Here is a 17,846-nt window from a genome sequence, read left to right on the forward strand (position 1 = left end):
CATATAATAAATTCAATGGCTTAGATATTTACTTATTTCGATCAAGTTGACGGATCGGTCATTCCGGGACTGTCTGTTTGCACGCTTTGATACCACTTAATAGTATAGGATGCAACATATGAAACGCTGCAACGCGAATTCGTCATGCCGATCAAAGGCTTGCGGGGCACCGTGCAGTGCTCGCGGTGCTATTGTGCTGCTACGTGCTGCCTGTCCTCACTGTGCTCCCGGATGGTGCGGAAGGGATTGAGGCTGCTCTCCGGATGCAAAAAACAAATCGCCACGCGCGGCAGTTCCGCCCAGCGAGTGGTGTAGCACGGCGACTTCCGATCGAACTCGGTCGACTAGCTGGGGTTCAACTCCAGCATTGTCGCCGTCGAACGCATCCGTGTGCAGGAACACGAACTTCGTCGCCGGCCACTCGTTTGCGGCCTGCCTGGGCGGCAGCCAGCTCCAGCGCGTCGACTGTGAGGACGCCGCTCACGAAGGTCTCGAAGACCGCCCTGGCGGCTCACATGATGGCATGAGGCACTGACGGTTTTGCCCTCGATCTGGCCGCAACGTTTGGACTAGAGCCCTGTCGCGCCATTTCCAAGCCATGTGGTCTTGAGCGCAGCGAGCCTTTCGTCGCTGATCTTCAGATCTTCGTGCTTCAGAATGGCGTTGGAAAGATAGGTGGCATCGTTGGAGCGGTCGTTGACCGTAATGAAGCCCTTCATCAGCTCGTTGGCCGGGTTGACGGGCGCTCTCAAGACGAGTGAGGACTGCACGTACTCGCTGAGGCTCGTGAACATGAGACAGTTGCCGCTCTTGAGTATGTAGCCGTCGTTGTGACGCTTCTTGCCCTGCAAGCTCACGCGGTACCAATATGCGGGGAAGAATGGTTCATCGTTGACCGTGATGGTGAGCGTTCTCAGTTTCACCTGCCCTTCGGGAATGGCGTGGTAAACGTCATAACGACCGGCGAACCGTCGCAGCACCCGTTGCGAGTCGACCATCTCATGCATCTGGTCGACCGCGTAGTTGTAGTTGTTGACGTGCGTGACCCGGTCGAGATCCGGCAGCTTCTGGAGGACCTTGTCGAGGAATCCGGCCCTGACCAAGGTTGCGCTTGTCGCCTTGTCCGGGTCTTTCAACCAGTTATCCAGAGTTTTGCGGGTTAGAAGGCCCTTGATAGCCAGGTTGACCTGCTTCGAACGACCCTCGTCGATGTAGCGGCGGATCATAGCGAGTTTCTGCGCAACTCCGCGCGGCGCAAAAAGGTCGGAGAAATTCATCTGATTCTGCTATTTCCAGGAGGTGCGAACTTTTTCTATCAATCGGAAAAATTTCGTCAAGACTTGTTCATATCCAATTTTGTCTGTTCCAACAGAAACAACACAGTCTAGGCGGTGATGTTTAACCTCCAACGACTGCTTAGACTGGCCAAAGGACAACCGGCGGCTATGCTCTGACCTCGCGTGACGCCCACGCCAATGCAACCTGTCGTCGAGGCCGCTCGCAGGGGCAGCACAGCTCCTTTTCCGGAATTTGGAAATATTCCGCCAAATGCGCGGAGCCGGGGGAATTTGTTCTTAGTTCGCGAAACGTTTCCAGACGACCGGAAAAATGTCGCCTTTTAAGTGACTGATTTCAAACACTTTTTTAACATTATTCGCTGGACTGTTGCGCGGGCAGCGATATAATGGGGGCGTAGGAGGAGCTGAAACTCCGCCTACGCCGCATCGGCTAACTAGGTAAAAGTTGCAGATGCATCCGGATGATCAAGATCCGGCCCCTTCTATATGGGTCGGCCAACGAAACGCGTCAAGCGCAAACTGCAACTTTAAGTTGCTGAATGCGCTAACCGCCTGAATGATCGAGGTTACGCCCATAATGTCCCACGCTCCCTAGAAAACCCGCACCACCTGAAATACCCGCCCACCTGCAACGTCGGCTCGCGCCCTCGGGGGCGAAGCCTTGCCAAAGGAGATCATGATGAACCTGCCATTCCGCAATTCCAGCAAGCCGGTGGCCGTCGGCGAAAGGCTGGTGCCCCTGTCAGACGGCCTCGGCCAGAAGCGCCTCCAGGACGTCGCTGCTCAACTCCGGATCACGGCGCGCGCCGCGGAGGCCGGCTCGATCAATGAGCCGAAGACGGCGGACGCGACGCTCGACGACACCCAGCAGCAGATCATCAATCAGGCGCGAGAGTGGAGTGCAGCGGCGAAGGCCAGCGCCGAAAGCATCGTCGCCGACGCGGCAAAGACCATGCGCAACATGATGCCGGATAAGTTCAACTTCAACTTGGCACGCGCCTCGGTGCGACGCGCCGCCGAGGACGCATCAAGCGCCCATCGCGACGAACTGGACCAAGCCAATGAAGACGAGCGCCGCAGGCTTCGCGAGCGCAACCACTTCGAGCACATCAACGGCCTCATCCCCGGCTCGGCGATCTACTCAAACAAATTGAAGGATTGGCTGAGCTGGCTGTTCCTGCTCGCAGTGGCAGAGATGATGGTCAATGCGCTGTTCCTGCAGGAGGCTTCGGACTACGGTTTCCTGGGCGGCTTCGCGGTTTCGGCCGTGGCGAGCGTGCTCAACATTGCGAGCGGCACGTTGGCGGGCCTGTACGGCTGGCGCCTGCTGCGGCACGTGCGGGGTCTGCTACGCGTGGGCGGCGCCGTCGTGCTCGTTCTCGCTGCGTGGTTCTCTTGTGTGGCGGTGATCACCGTCGCCCACTACCAGCAAGACTTGGCCAACGGTCTGCAACCCAGTGTGCAAACTTTCAAGCATCCGGAGATCTGGTTCGACCTGAACACGCTTTCCGCATTCTGCATCGTCCTTTGCGGCACCGCGATGTTCGTGTTCGCGATGCTCAAGGCCAAGGGCGGCGAGAACAGCTACTTCGCGCCTTACTACCAGCACGAGATCTACGACCGCCGCTATGGCAGGGCGCTAAAGGCTCTGCTACGCGCCAACGCCGCGTTCCGCATCGACGTCCAGAACGTCTACGCCAAGCATCTTGGCGAAATGAGGGGAAAGCACGTTGCTGACCAGAGAGCGCTCGACACGATCCGCAAGCTGGCCGGGGACACGTCCGGCAGCGTGCGGACGCTGGAAGGCTCGATCGTCGACGAGCACCAGCGGGTGACCTTCTGGCTTCGTCTGTACAGGGACAACAACCGACAAGTCCGCACTTCGCCGGCCCCCGCCTATTTCGACCAATATCCGAGCCTTTCCGAGTTTGCCGGCAACCCCATCGATCTGTCGGACCTGAGCAGCTTGGTCGTGCAGGCGGCAGGGCTAGCAGAGACTAACGGCGACAACCTTGCCGCCTTTGAAGAGGCAATGCTCGACGACCAGGCGGAGTTCATCGGCCAGATCGAGCATATCCGCAAGGCCACCGAAGACCGCGTCACAGCGCGCATCGATCGCGACGACCAGATGGGCGTCCCGGCTTCTGAAGGAGGCAACAATGTCCGCCGCTAACTATCTGCCGGCGCCCGCACTGGCGGGCCTCGCCATCCTCGCTATCGTCGGGCTCACATGGGGATACGCCTCCGCAACCAAACCGCCGCCGGTGTGCGTGGCCAGCGACGCCAGCCGCGGCGTCACGATCGTCGTGGTGGACACTACGGACCCGTTGAGCCCAACATTGGCCCGACGCATGACGGCGACCATCGAGAACGAGCGGGACAAGGTGCCAGTGGGCGCCCGGCTGGTCGTACTTGCGGTTAACCCGGCGGAAGCCTCGGAGCCGGTAGAGCTCGCGTCGGCGTGCAATCCGGGCAACTCGACTGGCTCAAACCCTCTGATCACGACCGGAAGTCGCCTGGATCGCCGTTGGCGGGATTCTTTCGTTGACCCTGTCAACGCCGCCATCACCAGGGCAGCAGAAAATCCCCCGGCCAAGTCGTCTCCCCTCCTGGAGACTATTTCAGCCGTGCTGAATCGGCCCGACTTCGACGGCCGGGTCGTGTTGCGGCGCTTGGTGCTGATTAGCGACATGGTTCAGAACGACGCAGACTATAGCCAGCTCGGCAAGGGCGATCCCTGGAAACGGTTCGAGAAGTCGGAATTGGCCAAGGACTTGCCCCTCGACCTTTCCGGCGTCGACGTTGCCGTCGACTACCTGCTGCGTCCCGAGTACCGCGGGATCCAGGGATCCAAACACAAAGCCTTTTGGGCGAAGCTGGCGAGCAGCCACGGCGCGGCGGATTTCCACTTCATTGGCCAGCCGGCTGAGCCGGCGCCGGCTGCTTCCACCGACAACCAAACCATCGCGAGGAGGTAATCTTGAAGCTCATCTTCGACATCCTTGTTGGCCTCACCCGACTGTTCTTCACAATCGTGTTGTCGCTCCTCAGTCTCATCCCGTTGGGGATACGAATTGCCGGCGCTCTCGCTGGAAGTCTTTTCGGGCTGCTTGGTAAGGCCGGCCCCAGCCAGCGGAGGGCCGGCCATCTCCGAGGCACCGATGCGAAGCTGCCGTCATCGGGCCGCGAACACTCGCTGCTAGAGCAGTCGGAGTCGGGACATCGACTTAACTACGAGGTGCGGCCCCTGCCCCCGCCCTAGGCGTCGTGGACGCGCCGGCCGTGCCGCGCTCGCCGGGCGACTTCGGCCATCGCGTCGGTCTCCTGCTCGAAGTGGTCGAGGAATACGGGGCGCCAAGGCATCGGCTGAGAATGCTCACCCATCATTTCGTCATAGTGCCGGCCCGGCCCGAAGCCGAACCACAACAGAACGGTGCGCAAAATCTCCATACCTGAATCATGAGGCCATTCCATGGATCCGACAACCGAAAACGACATGCAGGAAAACCTGCGCGATCTCAGCCAGGCCATCCGCCACGCCCACTTGAACGTCAGCAACGCCGAGACCCAGCTCCGGCGAGTCCTGCGCGCGGCCTTCGCCGGCGGCGACGTCGTCTACGAGCGTTTCCAGCAGCTGGTCCGCACCCATGGCGCCGACCATGCCGTGGCGATAGCCGAGGGTAGGGGAAAGCTCCCACGCCTGCTGTGGCTCGGCTCACTGCGCGGCGGTTTTCTCAGTCCGGGGGCTCGCGGCCGGGCGGAGCAGAACGTTCTCGAGATCGCGGCAGCGACGCGCGAGCTTCGGCTGGCCGAACAGGCTCGCGACGACTTGGTCGCAACGCGTGAGAGGGTTGTGGCGCAGCGGCCCGCCTATGATCCGGCGCGGCACCGCCAGGTCATCGACACCTCGCATATCGAGATCCGCGGACGCTCCCGCACAAGGAAGCCGTGACGGCGGCAGACATCGCACCAATGCAAAGATTGCACACCATGCGACCAGCATTCGCGATGGTATCCACCATTACAGAAACTGAGAAACTCGGACCTCGCTCGAGGTCAGCCATAAAGCAAGCGCCGCTGAATGCGGCAATCGCCATTGACCTGCCAGACTCGAACCGGGATGGTCGAACGTCATGCAAATTCTCGTCTGGACCTTTCGGCTGATTTCCGCCGTGATGATCGCGACGTTTTGGCTTACCCGCAAACTCGGCATCGGCCTCTTCTGGCTTCTGCGCAGGCTGCTGCGCCGGCGGCCGACCAGTCATGGTTCAGCACGCTGGGCAAAGCTCGGCGACCTCCTGCGCGGCGGCGTCTGGGCGCGCCGGACGGGGCTGATCGTGGGCAAGGCCTACGGCGGCCTGTTACGCCACCGGGGCGAAGGTGCCGTCCTCGTTTACGCACCGATGGGATCCGGCAAGGGCGTGGGTCTCGTCGTGCCGAACCTGCTCGATTACCAGGGCGCCGTCATCTGCACAGACCCCAAGGGCGAGAACCTGGCGGTAACAGGGCGGTGGCGCGCAACCCTCGGTCCCGTCCACCGGCTTGACGCGCAGAACCCCGAAAGCGCGCACTGCTTCAACCCGTTTGACCTCATCAGGGTTGGCACCCATCACGAGACCGACGACATCGAGGCACTTGCGGACCTGCTCATCATTTCCGAGTTGTCCGAGGGACACTGGGACACAAGCGCTCGGCACATGATCTGCATGCTGATCGGCTACATCATCTATGCGAAGCCGAGATGGATGTGGACCCTGTCCTCGGTCCGGCAGCTCATCGCTCTGGACACCCCGAACCTCGAGTACGAGCTGCGGCTGATGGCGGACTGCGGGAACACCATCGTGGCAGAGGAGGCCAGGGTGACTCTGGCGGGGTTCAACCACGACGAGACGCGATCCGTGATCAAGAACACCGCCAAGGCCCTGCAGTTCTGGTCGCAGGACCGCATCGGCGGCGTCCTGACGTCGCGCTCGGATTTCAATTTCCTGGACATGCACCGGATGTCCATGACTGTGTATGTGGTCGTCCCCGAGGACAAGCTGAAGATTTACCAGCCGTTCCTCCGTGTGATGATGGGGTGCGCTCTGATCGCCGCCGTTCGCGGCAAGGACTACCCGGTGCCGGAGCATAAGCCGCTCCTGCTCATCGACGAGTGTGCCGCCCTTGGGCGGCTGGAGGCCCTGGAGTCGGGAATCGGCTATCTGCGCGCCTACGCTCGGACCATGCTCATCCTCCAAGATCTCGGCCAACTCCACCGCATCTACGGGCAGCACGCCGCGCAGTCGTTCATGGCGGCCTCCGGCTGCCAGGTCGCATTCAATATCAACGACAACGACACCGCCCAGATGATGGCCAACGCCCTCGGCAACGCCACGATCATGTCCGCGTCCCAGGGCACGTCGCAGGCCAACGACGCCGTCCTCCGGCACCAGGTCCAGGCGGGCAAGTCGGAGAGCGGTCGGGCGCTGCTCGACCCTGCGGAAATCAGGCGCCTTAAGAGCCGGCACTGCATCGTGCTGATGGGCAGCGCCGTGGCGTTCCCGATCCGCGCCGTCAAAATCCGCTTCTACAAGGTTCGCCGGTGGCGCGGACGCTGGGACGTCTGGCGCCGCCAGTCGGGAACCGCGGCCCTCCCCGCCTCGGCATCGGATGATGCCTCGACAGCCCGACGAGCCGCCTGACCACTCACCTGTCCTGCGGCCGGCGCCTCGCCCGACCGGGCCGGCCGAACCCGTCCGGCCGGCCCCGTCGGACCGACTTTGCAAGCGCGCTCCGCCGCTCGATATGACGACCACGAAGCCGGAACAGGCCCGAGAGCACCCTGTCGAGCTCAGCGATGAGCGCGGCCACCAGCGCCTGGCGCCGGCGGGCATGGGCGCGCCGTCCACCATCGCCGAAGGCTGGCCCGGGAAGGCTGCCCCCGTTCGGCGGCCGCCATCGGGGACGCGCCATGGTCGGCACACTGACGGAACGTGTCTCATGTTCGACGCGGCCAAAATACTGCCGTCGGCTGCGCGCACGAACCGTCCGCTCCTGCCAGCGCCCGATCTTGGCGTCCAGGCGGGTCAGGTTTCGCGTGATCCGCCGCAGGTTCTCCTCGAAGCGACTGCCGTGGTCGATCTCCTGGTAGCGGACAGACCGGCTCGTCCTTGCCGGAGGGCGCCAAGGCCGCCCCTGCCGAGGCTCTGAGGCCTCCGCCCGTGGTTGCATGCGCAGACCGCTCGTCCGGTTGCGACTGGCCGGCTGGTATCCTCTTCGCGCCGCGTTAGTGGCCCTCGGACCGACGTGCAGCTCCGGCTCGCGGTCGAGTTCCTCGGCCCGCTGACGGTCGCCCCCTGCTCGTGCCGCTTCTCTCTGCGCGACCAGGTTGCGATGGTCGACTCTCGACTGGGAGTGGCCGTGCGCGCGAAGCGCGTCGTTTTGCATTGCCGCCCAGGCTGCCCGCCACGACACCAGCACGGCGTCGCTGTTCCACTCCCGGGTCTTGACTCCGCGAAGGCCTTCGGCGGTCGCCTGACGCAGCGGGAGCATGATGTGGACGTGGTGGTTGCGGGGGTCGTCACCCTTCTCGGGCACCGGCCGGTGGATGGCCACGTCGGCCACCATGCCGCGGCTCGTGAACTCCTGCCTCACGAAGGCCCGTACGAGAGCGAGGCGCTGCTCGTCAGTGAGCTCGGCCGGTAGCGCTATGTTCAGCTCCCTCGCGAGCTGGGCGTCAGCCCTCCGCTCCGCCTGCTCGACGCCGTTCCAAAGGGCCTGTCGGTCGAGCAGCCAGGACGCCGACCCTTCCGGTGCAATGATCTCGGTGTGGGCCACCCCCCGCCGCCGGCTGAAGTCGGCCTCCCCTCCCCGCTTCAGGTCAGAGAGCCTCTCGCCCGCCCTGTAGGCTGCCGCCCGGACAGAGGAGCGGCCTGTCGAGCGGCTGATGATTTGGACCGAGAGATGATACGACGCCATTGGTCTCCAATATCAATCGTCGCTGCAAAGCGACACCTTGCGGCGATCAAGCACGACCTCGTGCTCGCCGCAGCACCTATGTTGTGATAGCAATGTATAAGTGCCATTAGTTCTTTGGCAAGCTCTTGCCTCTTTCATCCTCTGTGTCCTAACATCCACAATCTCCCCTCTGCCCGAACTATGTCCCCGCAACCTGCCCAGTCGCCCGCCCATGTCACGTCCCCCAAGGACCACCGCCGGGTTCATCGTTGAGACGGTCACCCTGGTCGGCGTCGTGATTGCCGGCGCCTGGCTGTTAGACAAGCTGTGGATTTGGCTGGGCTGGAAGCCGTGGCTGGTGTGCAGTGCATTGGCGCTGACGCAGGACTTCGTCGGGCAGGCCCTCGCTCTTATAATCGTCTGCGTCGGCGTGATCATGTTCGCTCTGTCGGGCTTCCGGAATGCCGGCTACCTGACGCTCATCGTCGGCGGGATCATGCTCAGCCAGTTCCCCGGGGTTTTCGCCCATTACCTCGGCGCATCATGCACCCCGTAGACGCTTCAGGCGGCCGACCATTCCAATCGCTTCGACCGACTACGCTGCGTTTCCGGCGCCTTAGGAGACGTGTGGAGACATGCTGGTGGTCGACACTTAGGTGACGGGAGCGGGACATGATGCAAAAGCACGTTTTATTGGGAATTGGTCGCTCGGCGGTATGACAACCGATGTCAGACATTCGACCAGTGCCTTCGCAGCTATCGAGTTATTGGGACACGATAGGCGGACGCGATCGGATTAGGCGTCCGCCTCGTCGTCGCGTAATGACGGGTAGTCCTGCCCGCCATAGAGCACACGCAGGATAAGCACTCGGTTTCCCTCGACACGGAACAGGATCGATGCGCGCCGTTCGAAGCCAATCACGCGGATCCCCGGCCCGATCGCCTCGCGCACCGTGCCGCGTTCGGGGAAGGTCGCAAGCGCCAGGCACGCGGCTTCGATGCGGTCGATGTACCCGCCTGCGCGCGCCGCGCCACTGTCGTTCTCGATATAGCTGTAGATGGCAAGAAGGTCGGCCTGGGCCGCAGGCCTGAAGACGACCTTATGCGTCACGCTTGGCGGCTTTCATCCGGCCGGCATGGTGCTCGCGCAGTGTCCTGAACACGTCCTCCGCCGGAATATCCGGCCGCGGATCGTCGAGGGCTTCCTGGACCTTGGCACGCATGACCTCGGTGACCAACTGCTCCTCGCGGTCGAGGGCGCGGAGCGCCGCCCGCATGACCTCGCTAGCTGAATCGTAAGCGCCCGATGCCAGGCGGGCATCAACGCTGCTCTGCTGGCGGCCGAGGGTGACAGTGATCGGTTTGCTGGTTCTCATGGCAGACACTTTCGTTCTTCACCCTTATAGCACTCTGTATTACACTGTCATACACATTTCTGACAGCAAGCCCTTTCCTGCCTCCTAAGCCCGGACCGCCTGGGACGCCATTGGGATCGGTTTTGGAGTGCCAGAGGACCCAGGCCCCGATTGACTCACGTGAAAGCGACCTGGCAGGCCCCTCCCCCGCTCTGGCGCTAATGGGGAAGGCGATGTCTCAATGCCGAGCTCTTCGGAGCATAGGACAAGTCTTCCGAAAGGCGATTTATTGGGATTAGGCAGGTGCGGGCGTCATGTTGACGAGCCGCCTGCGACCGAGCGTGGGGATCGCCGACATACGACAATTCCAAAAAATCAAAATTCAAAAATGGAAAAAGAGGCGTAGCCTCGTTTTAGGAGTTTTATATGTTTTAGATAAGTTTTAGATAGTTTTAGGACAAAATCCGAGCGAATTACGCTTCAAGTTCAAGTGGTTAAGCCGTGGCGGTGTCGCCCAAGTACGGAATTTTGTCGGCGAAATACGGTTTGTCGTCGGCGATGTGCGGGTTGTCGTCGGCGAAGTACGGCGAAACGTCGGCGATAAACGGTCCCGACAAAAACTATCCACAGCCGATTCTCGCCCGGATGCAAGTGTCCCAGCCAAATTTTTGTCGTCGGTCATGTACGGAGGGAGTGCCCATTTTTGTCGTCGGCGATGTACGGAGGTCGCGACAAAAATTAGCTGGCGGCCTGTAGCAGCATCAAATCGGGCTGCGCAGTATCATCGCGGCGCTTCATGTGCAGCATGGCGCCGTCCCTGCCCTCAACAAGGGTCAGGTCATATTCGGGCATCGGGAAGGCCTGGGTGCGCGTGACGAACTCCCGCAGGTCATAGGCGAATTTTCGCAGCTCCTGCGTGGAGTCGCAGCGCCGGTGCAGCTCGCGGACACTATACGTCGCTTCGGTTTTGCCGGCGGCTTTGCGGGCGAGCCGGTAAATGAACCGGCCAAGGCCCGAGCTGATCAGGAAGTAGTCCTGGTGCAGGGTCAGAAGCGGCAACGTCTTCTCGTTGCGCACAACGCTGGTGTAGACCCAGTCGGGGATGGTGATCTCGATGGTTTCGATCTTGTTGGCGCCGGTGCGGCTGACGACGCTGTAGCCGCCGATCATCGGGCGGCTGTCGACCTGCCGGCGCTTGCCGCCGGTCAGGTTCACCACCTTGATGGTGGTGTTGGCGAGCCGGTCCAGCGCCGCCTCGAGATCCACGTAGGACTTCCCACCGTCCGAACGGCGGCAGAATTTCAGGATGTGCGAGGCGTTCGGACGGTAGCTTTTGGGCGGTAGGGTTGGCCGGAGCCCCTTGGCTTCGTCGCGCCGGTAGACCTGCACCGCCTCGGCCAGATACGAGACCATGTTCAGGAAGATGTCGTAGTCGAACACGGTCGCCAAGCCGGTCTCCGCGCCGCCCTCAATGGTGATGAGGCTGTCCTTCAGCTCGTACTTGATGATCCCCTTGTTGGACTTCTTGCCGAGGGAGAACGGGGCGACGTCCATCAGGTTGACGTCATCTTTGAGAGGCGCGTCGTAGATCGTCGGTACGAAGAACATGAGCTGGGCGTCGTCGTGCGGTGCAGCCCGCAGGACGCGCCTCGGGGTCGTCTCCTGGAGCAACGCCGCCGCGATGTCGTCGTTGATCGCCCCGCCCCGTATGGCCTCGCCCAGCGAGCGGAGCGAGCGGTTCAGTGGCCCGCCGCCGATCTCGTCCAGCTTCAGATCGGCCCAGACCCGTCGGCTGTAGTATCGACGCAGGCGGCTCAGCATCTCGCGGTCGAGAACCACGGGCTCACGGTTGTTTTCAACGGCGAAGCGATCCGCCAGGTCCTGCAGATAGGCGTTCTTTTCATGAAGGCCGAGCGCTGCGAACTGGTCGCGGGGCATCAGGTTCAATTTAGCCATTGCTCCCCTCCCCTTTCTCCCTTGATCGCACGACGTGTCGTGACATGTTTGTCATGGGCGTACTCTAACGGCGATTCGCGACCGCTGGGAACGGAAATCGCGTCCCGCCGCCTCACGGATGCCCAACTTCATAGCAGTAGACGGTTCTCTTCCCCGTCGCATCATGGAGTTACCAGATAGCTATCTGCTACCCATTGGCTAGCTTATAGATATCTGTTAGCTATCTGATACCTAAAAGATAACCGATAGCTAACGTGTAGCTATTTGGTAACAGGGGGGTAGCCGATAGCTACCCGCTACCATTGAGCTAGCTGGTAGCTATCGGTTAAGATTTCGACAGTAAGGTGCTTACGAAAACAAGATGGAAGGTTTGTCATGCCCGTAATTTCATTCGCGAATCCGAAAGGCGGTGCCGGCAAGACCACCTCGGCACTATTGCTCGCCGGAGAGCTTGCTGACCGCGGCGCCAGCGTCGTCCTGATCGACGCAGATCCAGAGAAGTGGATTTCCCAGTGGGGCGCCTTGCCGGGCAAGCCCGCCAAGATTTCCATTATCAGCGACGTGAGTGAAGATACGGTCGTCGACTTGATCGACCAGGCGGCGAGCGAGGCGCAATTCGTCATCGTCGACCTTGAAGGCACCGCGAGCCTGATGGTGTCCCACGCGATTGGCTTGTCGGACCTGGTGATTATTCCATCGCAGGGATCGTCGATGGACGCCAAGGGAGCGGTGAAGACGCTGCGGCTGATCCGCACCCAGTCGCGGCTGGCAAACCGGGATATTGCACACTCTGTCCTGCTGACCCGCACCAGCGCCGCAGTGGCGACACGGTCGCTCAAGAACATCCGTGATCAGCTGGACGCCGGAAAGGTCGAGGTCTTCGAGACCTCGATCGTTGAACGCGCCGCCTATAGGGACATTTTGGATTTTGGAGGCCTGCTCAAGGATCTCAACCCGGCCAAGGTGAGCAACCTCGACAAGGCTGTTCTCAACGCACGCGAGTTCACAGCCGAAGTCGTGGCCAAGCTGAAGTCGGCCGGCCAGGTAGGGAAGGCGGCGTAACATGGGGGAAGAGCGCGCCAATATTTTTGCCGAGGACGATCTCGCTGAGTTCAAGCCGGCGCCCGCCAAGCGCCCAAGCCCTGCCGTCGCGAAGCAGGCGGCCGCGGCAGCGGGCTTTGTCAGCCGGGAGAGCAAGGTCGTGCCGATTGCACAGCCCATAACGCCGCCGGCGAGGGCTCCGCAACGGCGCCACCGCACCGGCCGTAACGTCCAGTTCAACATGAAAGCCAAGTCCGAAACCATCGCCGAGTTTGTGGCGATCGCCGACGCCCAAGGCTGGGTGTTCGGCGAGGCGCTAGAGAAGGCCGTTGAACTGCTCCGCGCAAAGTATCAGAAGATAAGTTAGGCTTCCCACCAAGCCCACATTGGGCGAGAGCAGTCGCGTTGACTGATCCACACACCCCTGTTCGGCAAATGGTTGCACGTCTATCCGCTCGCAAAACCATGCGACGCAGCACATAAATTAGGAGTGTCTCATAAATACTACAGCTTCTCGAGAAAAAAGCGCTCTACTACTCGCAAAATGACCTGACGTCATGATCGGGCCGGGGGGCGTAGAAGATGATGAAGTTGGCGAGAGCTGCTATAGTTGCGATGACGTGTACAGGTCTCGCAAGCTGCGGCACACAGGTTCCTCGTATAGAGGAACTGCCATTCGGTCAGGGCGAAGAGCAGCTACTGATCCAAGCCATCATCCAGAGCGTACATTGTGATCTAAGCAACGCGGTCAAAGAGTTCATAAAGGCGGACAGCGAACATCCGCCGAGGGCTGCCGCGTGGTTCGACAATTGGGGCATCCAGATGGCCCTGACCCTGACGATCGAAGAAAAAACCACGCTGAACCCTGGCCTGAAATGGAAGGTTCCGACGCCGCTTGTGTCCGCGCTCACACTTGGGGCTTCCGCTACTGGAACCGCAACCGCAACCCGGATGGATAAGTCGAACTACTTTTACACCGTGAAAGAGCTCGAGACGATGGACTATTGCAAGTCCGGGATTCAGCCGAAACGGGGTTCGCATTCGCCGCTCATACGAAACGATCTGCGACTGGGTGACTTCCTGTTCGAACAATTGTCACTCTCGGCGACACGCGTAGCTGGGTATCCAGATTCAGCGAAGGGGATCTTCAAGCAGAATGTCTTGCAGCATCAGGTGAAGTTCCAAGTGCTGACTGCAGTTGGTGTCACGCCGACCGTAACGCTGGTGCGAGCATCGTTCAACGACGGCGGCACGACCTTCGACACCCGGCGGGACAGGACCAGTGACCTGCTCATCACAATGGGTCCGCTGGACCCAACCCAGGAGAATCCCTCACTCGCGCCAGAGGCCGAGAACGCCCATCTCGCTCAACAAATCAAGGCAGCGGTGTCCACCAACTAGAGCCGCTGATCGATGATCACGGGCAAGGTTGCGCACTGCGCAAAGCAAACGGGGAGCAGCTATGGACAAGAAACAGAAAAACCAGAGACGGATGCGGACCGGGCGCCGAAAAGCCCGCCTGGCAAAGTTAGCACAATCGGCGCTGAGCCTACAGCACCTTGCACGCGACCCTCATCGACTCGTGCTGCTAGAGTGGCATGGTCCATCCAACGAGTTGGTCGCCAATGTCGTCCGCGCTGACGAGGCGACTGTCATGCTCGCAACGGCCAAGCGTCCCACAGTCACTGCAATCAGGGGCGACCCTTTGCACGTTATGCGTTGCGATTGGGTGGATGGCTCGGGTTGGGATTGTGACATCATAAGCGTGAACGATCCCCGGGCTCATCCCTGAGGCGGGCGCTCCGAAAAATCACCTAGGGCAGGTGCCTTCCGGACAATCGCCTCAGTATCGCCTCTTGCTCCCGTTCGTGCTCACTGAGCTCGGCGGCTAGCACAGAAAGGCGGGTTTCCAGTATGCCGAGAAACTTGCGCTTGTTGACCAGTTGGAGCGTCAGCCGGGACGCCATGGCGGGAGTTGCCCCGGCGGCGCGTTGCTCGGTTTCCGTGATGTCGGCCGCGGCTCTGTTGATCAAGCTTGTGACGGCTTCGTGCCGCTTGACCAGATCGCGATACTCGGACTGTGCCACCAGTGTACGACCCAACGTCTTGGATCCTGGTCGGACGATGGGCTTGCGGCGGTTCACAGATCGATTGTGGGACAACCGGCACGTTTTGCAAGCCGAGACTGCGCCGAGGCATCCGCCGATAGCTGTGGGATGTTTTGACAGGAGCGCTGCCACGGGTGTGCAGTGTGCTACCAGACAGGCAAGGTTTCGTTGATAAGGGGCCCGAGAATGGCCAACAGGTACAGCCGCGACCAGCTCCATGATGCGATCAGGCGCAACATCGTCACCTTTGATGATCGCGCCGCCGATGTTCAGGGGAATGTTGGTGAGCTTCGGCTTCACGGGTTCATCGACGGGCTACTGCTGACGCTTTACCTCCGCCACGCGGAAGGGAAGACTTTATCGCGCTCTCAGGCCTGGAGGCTGGTGCCCGCCGATCACCTTGACACCTGCAAAAAATACGTGGCCGAGGCCGAGCGACTGGGCTTCATCGCGTTGGTTGACGACCCCCATGACGGCCGGCGCAAGAACGTCGTCCCGACGCCGCAGCTGGTTCAGCACATCGAGACACGTGCCCGGGCCGCCCTCGATGCTGCAGCCGCAATCCTGCAGGCGGGACATCTCGGCGGAGAATCCAAGCGGAGAGCCGGAAAAGCTGAAAAATAGGATTGACAATTGGAGCCAGATTTTGGTACCAGTTTCTCCGTGAAAGGAGAACTGACGATGCATGCGCTTCACTTCGATCCCAGCAAGCTTGTCTTGATCATGAAGGCCACGCTGGCCGGGATCACCATCCTCGCCGTGTGCGCGGCCGTGGGCTGCTCGGTCATGCACCCCCCCGGCTTCTAATCCGGCCCAACCTCACAGGCGCCCCGGGCTCGCGTCCGGGGCGTTTTGATTTCCGGCGTAAGCTGGAATGCCATGACCGAGGCCCGGCGTCGCCGTGCCTCCGGTTGTGCTAGGTGCGGATGCTGCCGTGGCGGGATGCCTCGGCGGCGTATTCCGAGAGCGTCTTATTGGGACGGAAGTGCAGGCCGCGGTCGACTGGCTATCCCAGGCGGCCGCGGGCTCGGCGATGCTGACGTAGGTTTCACGGCGGGAGCGGTGGTTATGAGTTACAAGTGGATTGTTGTTTGGTCGGAACTTGACGACGAACTAGAGCGGAAATTGTGAGGAAGACATATTTCCGCCATAGCTAATACAGTAAAAACAAATGTCCTCTGCTGAGGACCAGAGCCGAACAGGCATCGTCCGAGGGGAACATGGCTCACGTCGACTTCATAGGCTTGGTATGCTCGGAATGGGACTACGCCCACAAAAAGTGCGCTGCGCAAGTCGAGGTGCGCCTTGTACAGGGCTCAAAATCTCCATTCTACGTCAGCAAACTTGCCGTCGACGCGGACGGGGCGCCAATGGCGTATCATCCCGACGATATGGGTTCTTACGACTATTTAGCCAACGTCAGTAAAAGCGACCTCTACGGAATTCAGGGCAAGGATGGCGCGGTCGGGCCGGAGCCCGGATTTTACGTCTCCGGAACCTCCCTGTCGAACCCGGCCTATGCGACGAACGACACCCGCCACTGGGTGGATGCGGCGACGATCCCGTATTTTGTGCTCAACCGGCAGGACTTCCCCAAATTCAGTATCCCGCTGGGTTCAATCGCCACGGTGGTCGACCTCGCGAGCCGGAAGCGCACGGGCGCCATTCTCGCCGATACGGGACATGCAGTCGGGGAGGGGTCCATCGCGTTGGCGGTGAAGCTGGGACTGAGCCCATTCTCCAAAAAACATCCGCCGAAGGTGGTGGGCTTTGACGCGCCACGTTTCCTCTATCTCCTGCACCCGGACCGATCGGTAGACCCGCCCTGGCCGGTGGACCAGATCCAATCTGCAGCAGACGCGGCTTTCCGCGACTGGGGCGGAGACGCGCAGCTGGACGCCCTCTTTCCGAAAGACGCCTTCACCTGATTTCACCGCAACACATAGGGAGGAACTTCACGTGACTGACATTCCAAGCAACGTTCTTGAGCACCTCGGTTCCGGACAGACGGCGGTTCTTCTCGAGAAGAAGACCGTCGGCACCGACACTCTCTACAAGCTGAACGTGACGTCCGAGGACGAGGGCGGGCAGCTCGTCGCCAAGGTCGATCAGGCGGGTAACGTGACGTTCCCGCTGAGCGACGCCGGCGTCCTCGAAGCCGACCCCGGTCAGGACATCGGGGCGAACCTGAAGTCCGCCTTGGACGAGTTGAAAATTCCCAACGCCACCGTCGAACTGGACTTGGAGGCCCCGGCCGGGGCCACGTTCCTGACGAAACAGCAGCTCGATACCAAGCTGGCGGCTGAAGGGAAAGAGTGCGTGAACACCTTGATCACCGCAGATGTCCCGGGCACAGATCATGGCAACCTGGCTTGCGCATGGGCGGTCAACGAGGTGGCGCGACGCGCGCTGCGACGGCCGATCGGCGGCGGCCTTTCCACAGCCAGCATGTACCTGGTGCTGAAAGCCAAGCACCAGCCCGTCAAACGGGCCGACGCGATACCGGGCAACATCATCATCTCGCCGACGGAAGGCGCCAACATCGGCCACGTCGGCATCGTGGGCGATAATGGCCAGATTTACTCGAACAGCTCCTCGCTGCAGAAGTTTTACAACAAATACACATTGGACACGTGGCAGGCGCACTACGGTGACAGCAAAGGCCTGAAGGTCCTGTTCTATCAACTCGACCCCGATCAGTTCCCTTTCTCCGGAGCGATTAGCTAACGTTGGGGAGCTGGCGCTGCCGGGGCAACGCAAACGGCGCGCCCGGCTGTGCCGGGCGCGCTCTTGGCTCATGAGCGGATCGCACCGTGGCGGAGGGCATCTGCGGCGTAAGCGGACAGAGGCTTAGTCGCCGCAAAGTGCAGGTCGCGCTCGACTGGCAATCCCAGGCGGCCGCGGACCGCCGCGAGCTCAGTAAGGCTGACACTGCCGAGTTCCGGGAAACCGAGACCAAGGTCACAGAGGCCGAAGGCGATGTCCGGATCCTCGGGATCGATCTCGGTTAACAGCCAGGTGGCGCCGGCGTCGGGGGTGAACAGTTTGACAACCGGGACGAAGTCTATCTCGTCGGGAGTGCCGCGGAGGGGCTGCTGCTGGCGACCGTTCGCCAGCAGCTGATCCCGCAGATCTTGAGTCAAGAGCTGCAT

The 17,846-nt window shown here is 61.2% G+C and carries 22 protein-coding genes and 1 pseudogene; 13 read left to right on the forward strand and 10 right to left on the reverse strand.

Annotated elements, in window-relative coordinates; genetic code table 11:
* Positions 1-188: 188 nt before the first annotated feature.
* Positions 189-332, reverse strand: a pseudogene (locus tag ACYG9V_RS00005) (DUF4113 domain-containing protein); the annotation flags it as partial.
* A gap of 237 nt (positions 333-569) precedes the next feature.
* Complete coding sequence (locus ACYG9V_RS00010) at positions 570-1,277, reverse strand: hypothetical protein (RefSeq protein ID WP_352765881.1); 708 nt, start codon at positions 1,275-1,277, stop codon at positions 570-572.
* Positions 1,278-1,977: 700 nt separating this feature from the next.
* Between ACYG9V_RS00010 and ACYG9V_RS00015 the strand changes: the two genes are divergently transcribed.
* The 3 genes from ACYG9V_RS00015 to ACYG9V_RS00025 are packed head-to-tail and all read left to right on the forward strand — an operon-like array spanning position 1,978 to position 4,560.
* Positions 1,978-3,471 carry a hypothetical protein gene (locus ACYG9V_RS00015; protein ID WP_352765882.1) on the forward strand — a complete coding sequence of 498 codons (1,494 nt, stop codon included), beginning with the start codon at positions 1,978-1,980 and terminating at the stop codon, positions 3,469-3,471.
* Positions 3,458-4,276, forward strand: coding sequence for a hypothetical protein (locus ACYG9V_RS00020; RefSeq protein ID WP_352765883.1), 819 nt, complete (start codon positions 3,458-3,460; stop codon positions 4,274-4,276). The genes ACYG9V_RS00015 and ACYG9V_RS00020 overlap by 14 nt, the downstream gene beginning before the upstream one ends.
* 2 nt (positions 4,277-4,278) lie before the next feature.
* Positions 4,279-4,560, forward strand: coding sequence for a hypothetical protein (locus tag ACYG9V_RS00025; protein WP_352765884.1), 282 nt, complete (start codon positions 4,279-4,281; stop codon positions 4,558-4,560).
* Here the strand turns inward: ACYG9V_RS00025 and ACYG9V_RS00030 are convergent.
* Positions 4,557-4,748 (reverse strand): hypothetical protein, encoded by a 192-nt coding sequence (locus ACYG9V_RS00030; protein WP_352765885.1) that lies wholly within the window; start codon positions 4,746-4,748, stop codon positions 4,557-4,559. The two genes, ACYG9V_RS00025 and ACYG9V_RS00030, sit on opposite strands and share 4 nt — an antisense overlap.
* Before the next feature lie 22 nt (positions 4,749-4,770).
* On the opposite strand from ACYG9V_RS00030, the gene ACYG9V_RS00035 reads away from it, so the two are divergent.
* Both ACYG9V_RS00035 and ACYG9V_RS00040 read left to right on the forward strand, forming a co-directional pair.
* Positions 4,771-5,250 carry a hypothetical protein gene (locus ACYG9V_RS00035; RefSeq protein ID WP_352765886.1) on the forward strand — a complete coding sequence of 160 codons (480 nt, stop codon included), beginning with the start codon at positions 4,771-4,773 and terminating at the stop codon, positions 5,248-5,250.
* Between the two features lie 181 nt (positions 5,251-5,431).
* Positions 5,432-6,979, forward strand: coding sequence for a type IV secretory system conjugative DNA transfer family protein (locus ACYG9V_RS00040; RefSeq protein WP_460221885.1), 1,548 nt, complete (start codon positions 5,432-5,434; stop codon positions 6,977-6,979).
* Positions 6,980-6,983: 4 nt separating this feature from the next.
* Here ACYG9V_RS00040 and mobQ read toward each other — a convergent pair whose 3' ends face one another.
* Positions 6,984-8,255, reverse strand: a complete 1,272-nt coding sequence (gene mobQ, locus ACYG9V_RS00045) for a MobQ family relaxase (RefSeq protein ID WP_352765890.1) — start codon at positions 8,253-8,255, stop codon at positions 6,984-6,986.
* A 211-nt stretch (positions 8,256-8,466) separates the two neighbouring features.
* Between mobQ and ACYG9V_RS00050 the strand changes: the two genes are divergently transcribed.
* Positions 8,467-8,790, forward strand: a complete 324-nt coding sequence (locus ACYG9V_RS00050) for a hypothetical protein (protein WP_352765891.1) — start codon at positions 8,467-8,469, stop codon at positions 8,788-8,790.
* A 240-nt stretch (positions 8,791-9,030) separates the two neighbouring features.
* On the opposite strand, the gene ACYG9V_RS00055 is transcribed toward ACYG9V_RS00050, so the two are convergent.
* The 4 genes from ACYG9V_RS00055 to ACYG9V_RS00070 form a co-directional block, all read right to left on the reverse strand.
* Entirely contained in the window at positions 9,031-9,345 is a 315-nt protein-coding gene (locus ACYG9V_RS00055) for a type II toxin-antitoxin system RelE/ParE family toxin (protein WP_352765892.1), read from the reverse strand.
* Positions 9,335-9,610 (reverse strand): type II toxin-antitoxin system ParD family antitoxin, encoded by a 276-nt coding sequence (locus ACYG9V_RS00060; RefSeq protein ID WP_460221886.1) that lies wholly within the window; start codon positions 9,608-9,610, stop codon positions 9,335-9,337. The genes ACYG9V_RS00055 and ACYG9V_RS00060 overlap by 11 nt, the downstream gene beginning before the upstream one ends.
* Positions 9,611-10,083: 473 nt before the next feature.
* The gene (locus tag ACYG9V_RS00065) at positions 10,084-10,206 is read right to left on the reverse strand and encodes a hypothetical protein (RefSeq protein ID WP_352765821.1); all 123 of its coding nucleotides are present in this window, start codon (positions 10,204-10,206) and stop codon (positions 10,084-10,086) included.
* A gap of 121 nt (positions 10,207-10,327) precedes the next feature.
* The gene (locus ACYG9V_RS00070; protein ID WP_352765823.1) at positions 10,328-11,545 is read right to left on the reverse strand and encodes a replication initiator protein A; all 1,218 of its coding nucleotides are present in this window, start codon (positions 11,543-11,545) and stop codon (positions 10,328-10,330) included.
* A 375-nt stretch (positions 11,546-11,920) separates the two neighbouring features.
* On the opposite strand from ACYG9V_RS00070, the gene ACYG9V_RS00075 reads away from it, so the two are divergent.
* The 3 genes from ACYG9V_RS00075 (at position 11,921) to ACYG9V_RS00085 (ending at position 13,987) form a co-directional block, all read left to right on the forward strand.
* Positions 11,921-12,607, forward strand: coding sequence for a ParA family protein (locus ACYG9V_RS00075; protein ID WP_352765825.1), 687 nt, complete (start codon positions 11,921-11,923; stop codon positions 12,605-12,607).
* Position 12,608: 1 nt separating this feature from the next.
* Positions 12,609-12,953: a stability/partitioning determinant gene (locus ACYG9V_RS00080; RefSeq protein WP_352765826.1), complete on the forward strand. Its 345-nt coding sequence runs from the start codon at positions 12,609-12,611 to the stop codon at positions 12,951-12,953.
* 215 nt (positions 12,954-13,168) lie between these two features.
* Complete coding sequence (locus tag ACYG9V_RS00085) at positions 13,169-13,987, forward strand: hypothetical protein (RefSeq protein ID WP_352765827.1); 819 nt, start codon at positions 13,169-13,171, stop codon at positions 13,985-13,987.
* A gap of 413 nt (positions 13,988-14,400) precedes the next feature.
* Here the strand turns inward: ACYG9V_RS00085 and ACYG9V_RS00090 are convergent, their stop codons facing one another.
* The gene (locus ACYG9V_RS00090) at positions 14,401-14,688 is read right to left on the reverse strand and encodes a hypothetical protein (protein ID WP_352765828.1); all 288 of its coding nucleotides are present in this window, start codon (positions 14,686-14,688) and stop codon (positions 14,401-14,403) included.
* 192 nt (positions 14,689-14,880) lie between these two features.
* On the opposite strand from ACYG9V_RS00090, the gene ACYG9V_RS00095 reads away from it, so the two are divergent.
* The 4 genes from ACYG9V_RS00095 to ACYG9V_RS00110 all read left to right on the forward strand — a co-directional run bounded on the left by ACYG9V_RS00095 (position 14,881) and on the right by ACYG9V_RS00110 (position 17,421).
* The gene (locus tag ACYG9V_RS00095) at positions 14,881-15,318 is read left to right on the forward strand and encodes a hypothetical protein (RefSeq protein ID WP_352765829.1); all 438 of its coding nucleotides are present in this window, start codon (positions 14,881-14,883) and stop codon (positions 15,316-15,318) included.
* A gap of 57 nt (positions 15,319-15,375) precedes the next feature.
* Positions 15,376-15,501 (forward strand): hypothetical protein, encoded by a 126-nt coding sequence (locus ACYG9V_RS00100; RefSeq protein WP_352765831.1) that lies wholly within the window; start codon positions 15,376-15,378, stop codon positions 15,499-15,501.
* 413 nt (positions 15,502-15,914) lie between these two features.
* A complete protein-coding gene (locus ACYG9V_RS00105) occupies positions 15,915-16,622 on the forward strand; it encodes a hypothetical protein (protein WP_352765832.1) in 708 nt (235 codons plus the stop codon).
* 31 nt (positions 16,623-16,653) lie between these two features.
* Entirely contained in the window at positions 16,654-17,421 is a 768-nt protein-coding gene (locus ACYG9V_RS00110) for a hypothetical protein (RefSeq protein ID WP_352765833.1), read from the forward strand.
* Between the two features lie 68 nt (positions 17,422-17,489).
* Here the strand turns inward: ACYG9V_RS00110 and ACYG9V_RS00115 are convergent, their stop codons facing one another.
* A complete protein-coding gene (locus ACYG9V_RS00115; protein ID WP_352765834.1) occupies positions 17,490-17,846 on the reverse strand; it encodes a DUF2958 domain-containing protein in 357 nt (118 codons plus the stop codon).

Source organism: Mesorhizobium sp. W016, from assembly GCF_054719485.1.

What these genes read in the sequence shown, in the direction of transcription:
- ACYG9V_RS00010 (WP_352765881.1), bottom strand. Translation starts at nt 1,277, where the DNA reads ATGAATTTCTCCGACCTTTTTGCGCCGCGCGGAGTTGCGCAGAAACTC.
- ACYG9V_RS00015 (WP_352765882.1), top strand. Translation starts at nt 1,978, where the DNA reads ATGAACCTGCCATTCCGCAATTCCAGCAAGCCGGTGGCCGTCGGCGAA.
- ACYG9V_RS00020 (WP_352765883.1), top strand. Translation starts at nt 3,458, where the DNA reads ATGTCCGCCGCTAACTATCTGCCGGCGCCCGCACTGGCGGGCCTCGCC.
- ACYG9V_RS00030 (WP_352765885.1), bottom strand. Translation starts at nt 4,748, where the DNA reads ATGGAGATTTTGCGCACCGTTCTGTTGTGGTTCGGCTTCGGGCCGGGC.
- ACYG9V_RS00035 (WP_352765886.1), top strand. Translation starts at nt 4,771, where the DNA reads ATGGATCCGACAACCGAAAACGACATGCAGGAAAACCTGCGCGATCTC.
- ACYG9V_RS00040 (WP_460221885.1), top strand. Translation starts at nt 5,432, where the DNA reads ATGCAAATTCTCGTCTGGACCTTTCGGCTGATTTCCGCCGTGATGATC.
- mobQ (WP_352765890.1), bottom strand. Translation starts at nt 8,255, where the DNA reads ATGGCGTCGTATCATCTCTCGGTCCAAATCATCAGCCGCTCGACAGGC.
- ACYG9V_RS00050 (WP_352765891.1), top strand. Translation starts at nt 8,467, where the DNA reads ATGTCACGTCCCCCAAGGACCACCGCCGGGTTCATCGTTGAGACGGTC.
- ACYG9V_RS00060 (WP_460221886.1), bottom strand. Translation starts at nt 9,610, where the DNA reads ATGAGAACCAGCAAACCGATCACTGTCACCCTCGGCCGCCAGCAGAGC.
- ACYG9V_RS00070 (WP_352765823.1), bottom strand. Translation starts at nt 11,545, where the DNA reads ATGGCTAAATTGAACCTGATGCCCCGCGACCAGTTCGCAGCGCTCGGC.
- ACYG9V_RS00075 (WP_352765825.1), top strand. Translation starts at nt 11,921, where the DNA reads ATGCCCGTAATTTCATTCGCGAATCCGAAAGGCGGTGCCGGCAAGACC.
- ACYG9V_RS00080 (WP_352765826.1), top strand. Translation starts at nt 12,609, where the DNA reads ATGGGGGAAGAGCGCGCCAATATTTTTGCCGAGGACGATCTCGCTGAG.
- ACYG9V_RS00085 (WP_352765827.1), top strand. Translation starts at nt 13,169, where the DNA reads ATGATGAAGTTGGCGAGAGCTGCTATAGTTGCGATGACGTGTACAGGT.
- ACYG9V_RS00095 (WP_352765829.1), top strand. Translation starts at nt 14,881, where the DNA reads ATGGCCAACAGGTACAGCCGCGACCAGCTCCATGATGCGATCAGGCGC.
- ACYG9V_RS00100 (WP_352765831.1), top strand. Translation starts at nt 15,376, where the DNA reads ATGCATGCGCTTCACTTCGATCCCAGCAAGCTTGTCTTGATCATGAAG.
- ACYG9V_RS00105 (WP_352765832.1), top strand. Translation starts at nt 15,915, where the DNA reads ATGGCTCACGTCGACTTCATAGGCTTGGTATGCTCGGAATGGGACTAC.
- ACYG9V_RS00115 (WP_352765834.1), bottom strand. Translation starts at nt 17,846, where the DNA reads ATGCAGCTCTTGACTCAAGATCTGCGGGATCAGCTGCTGGCGAACGGT.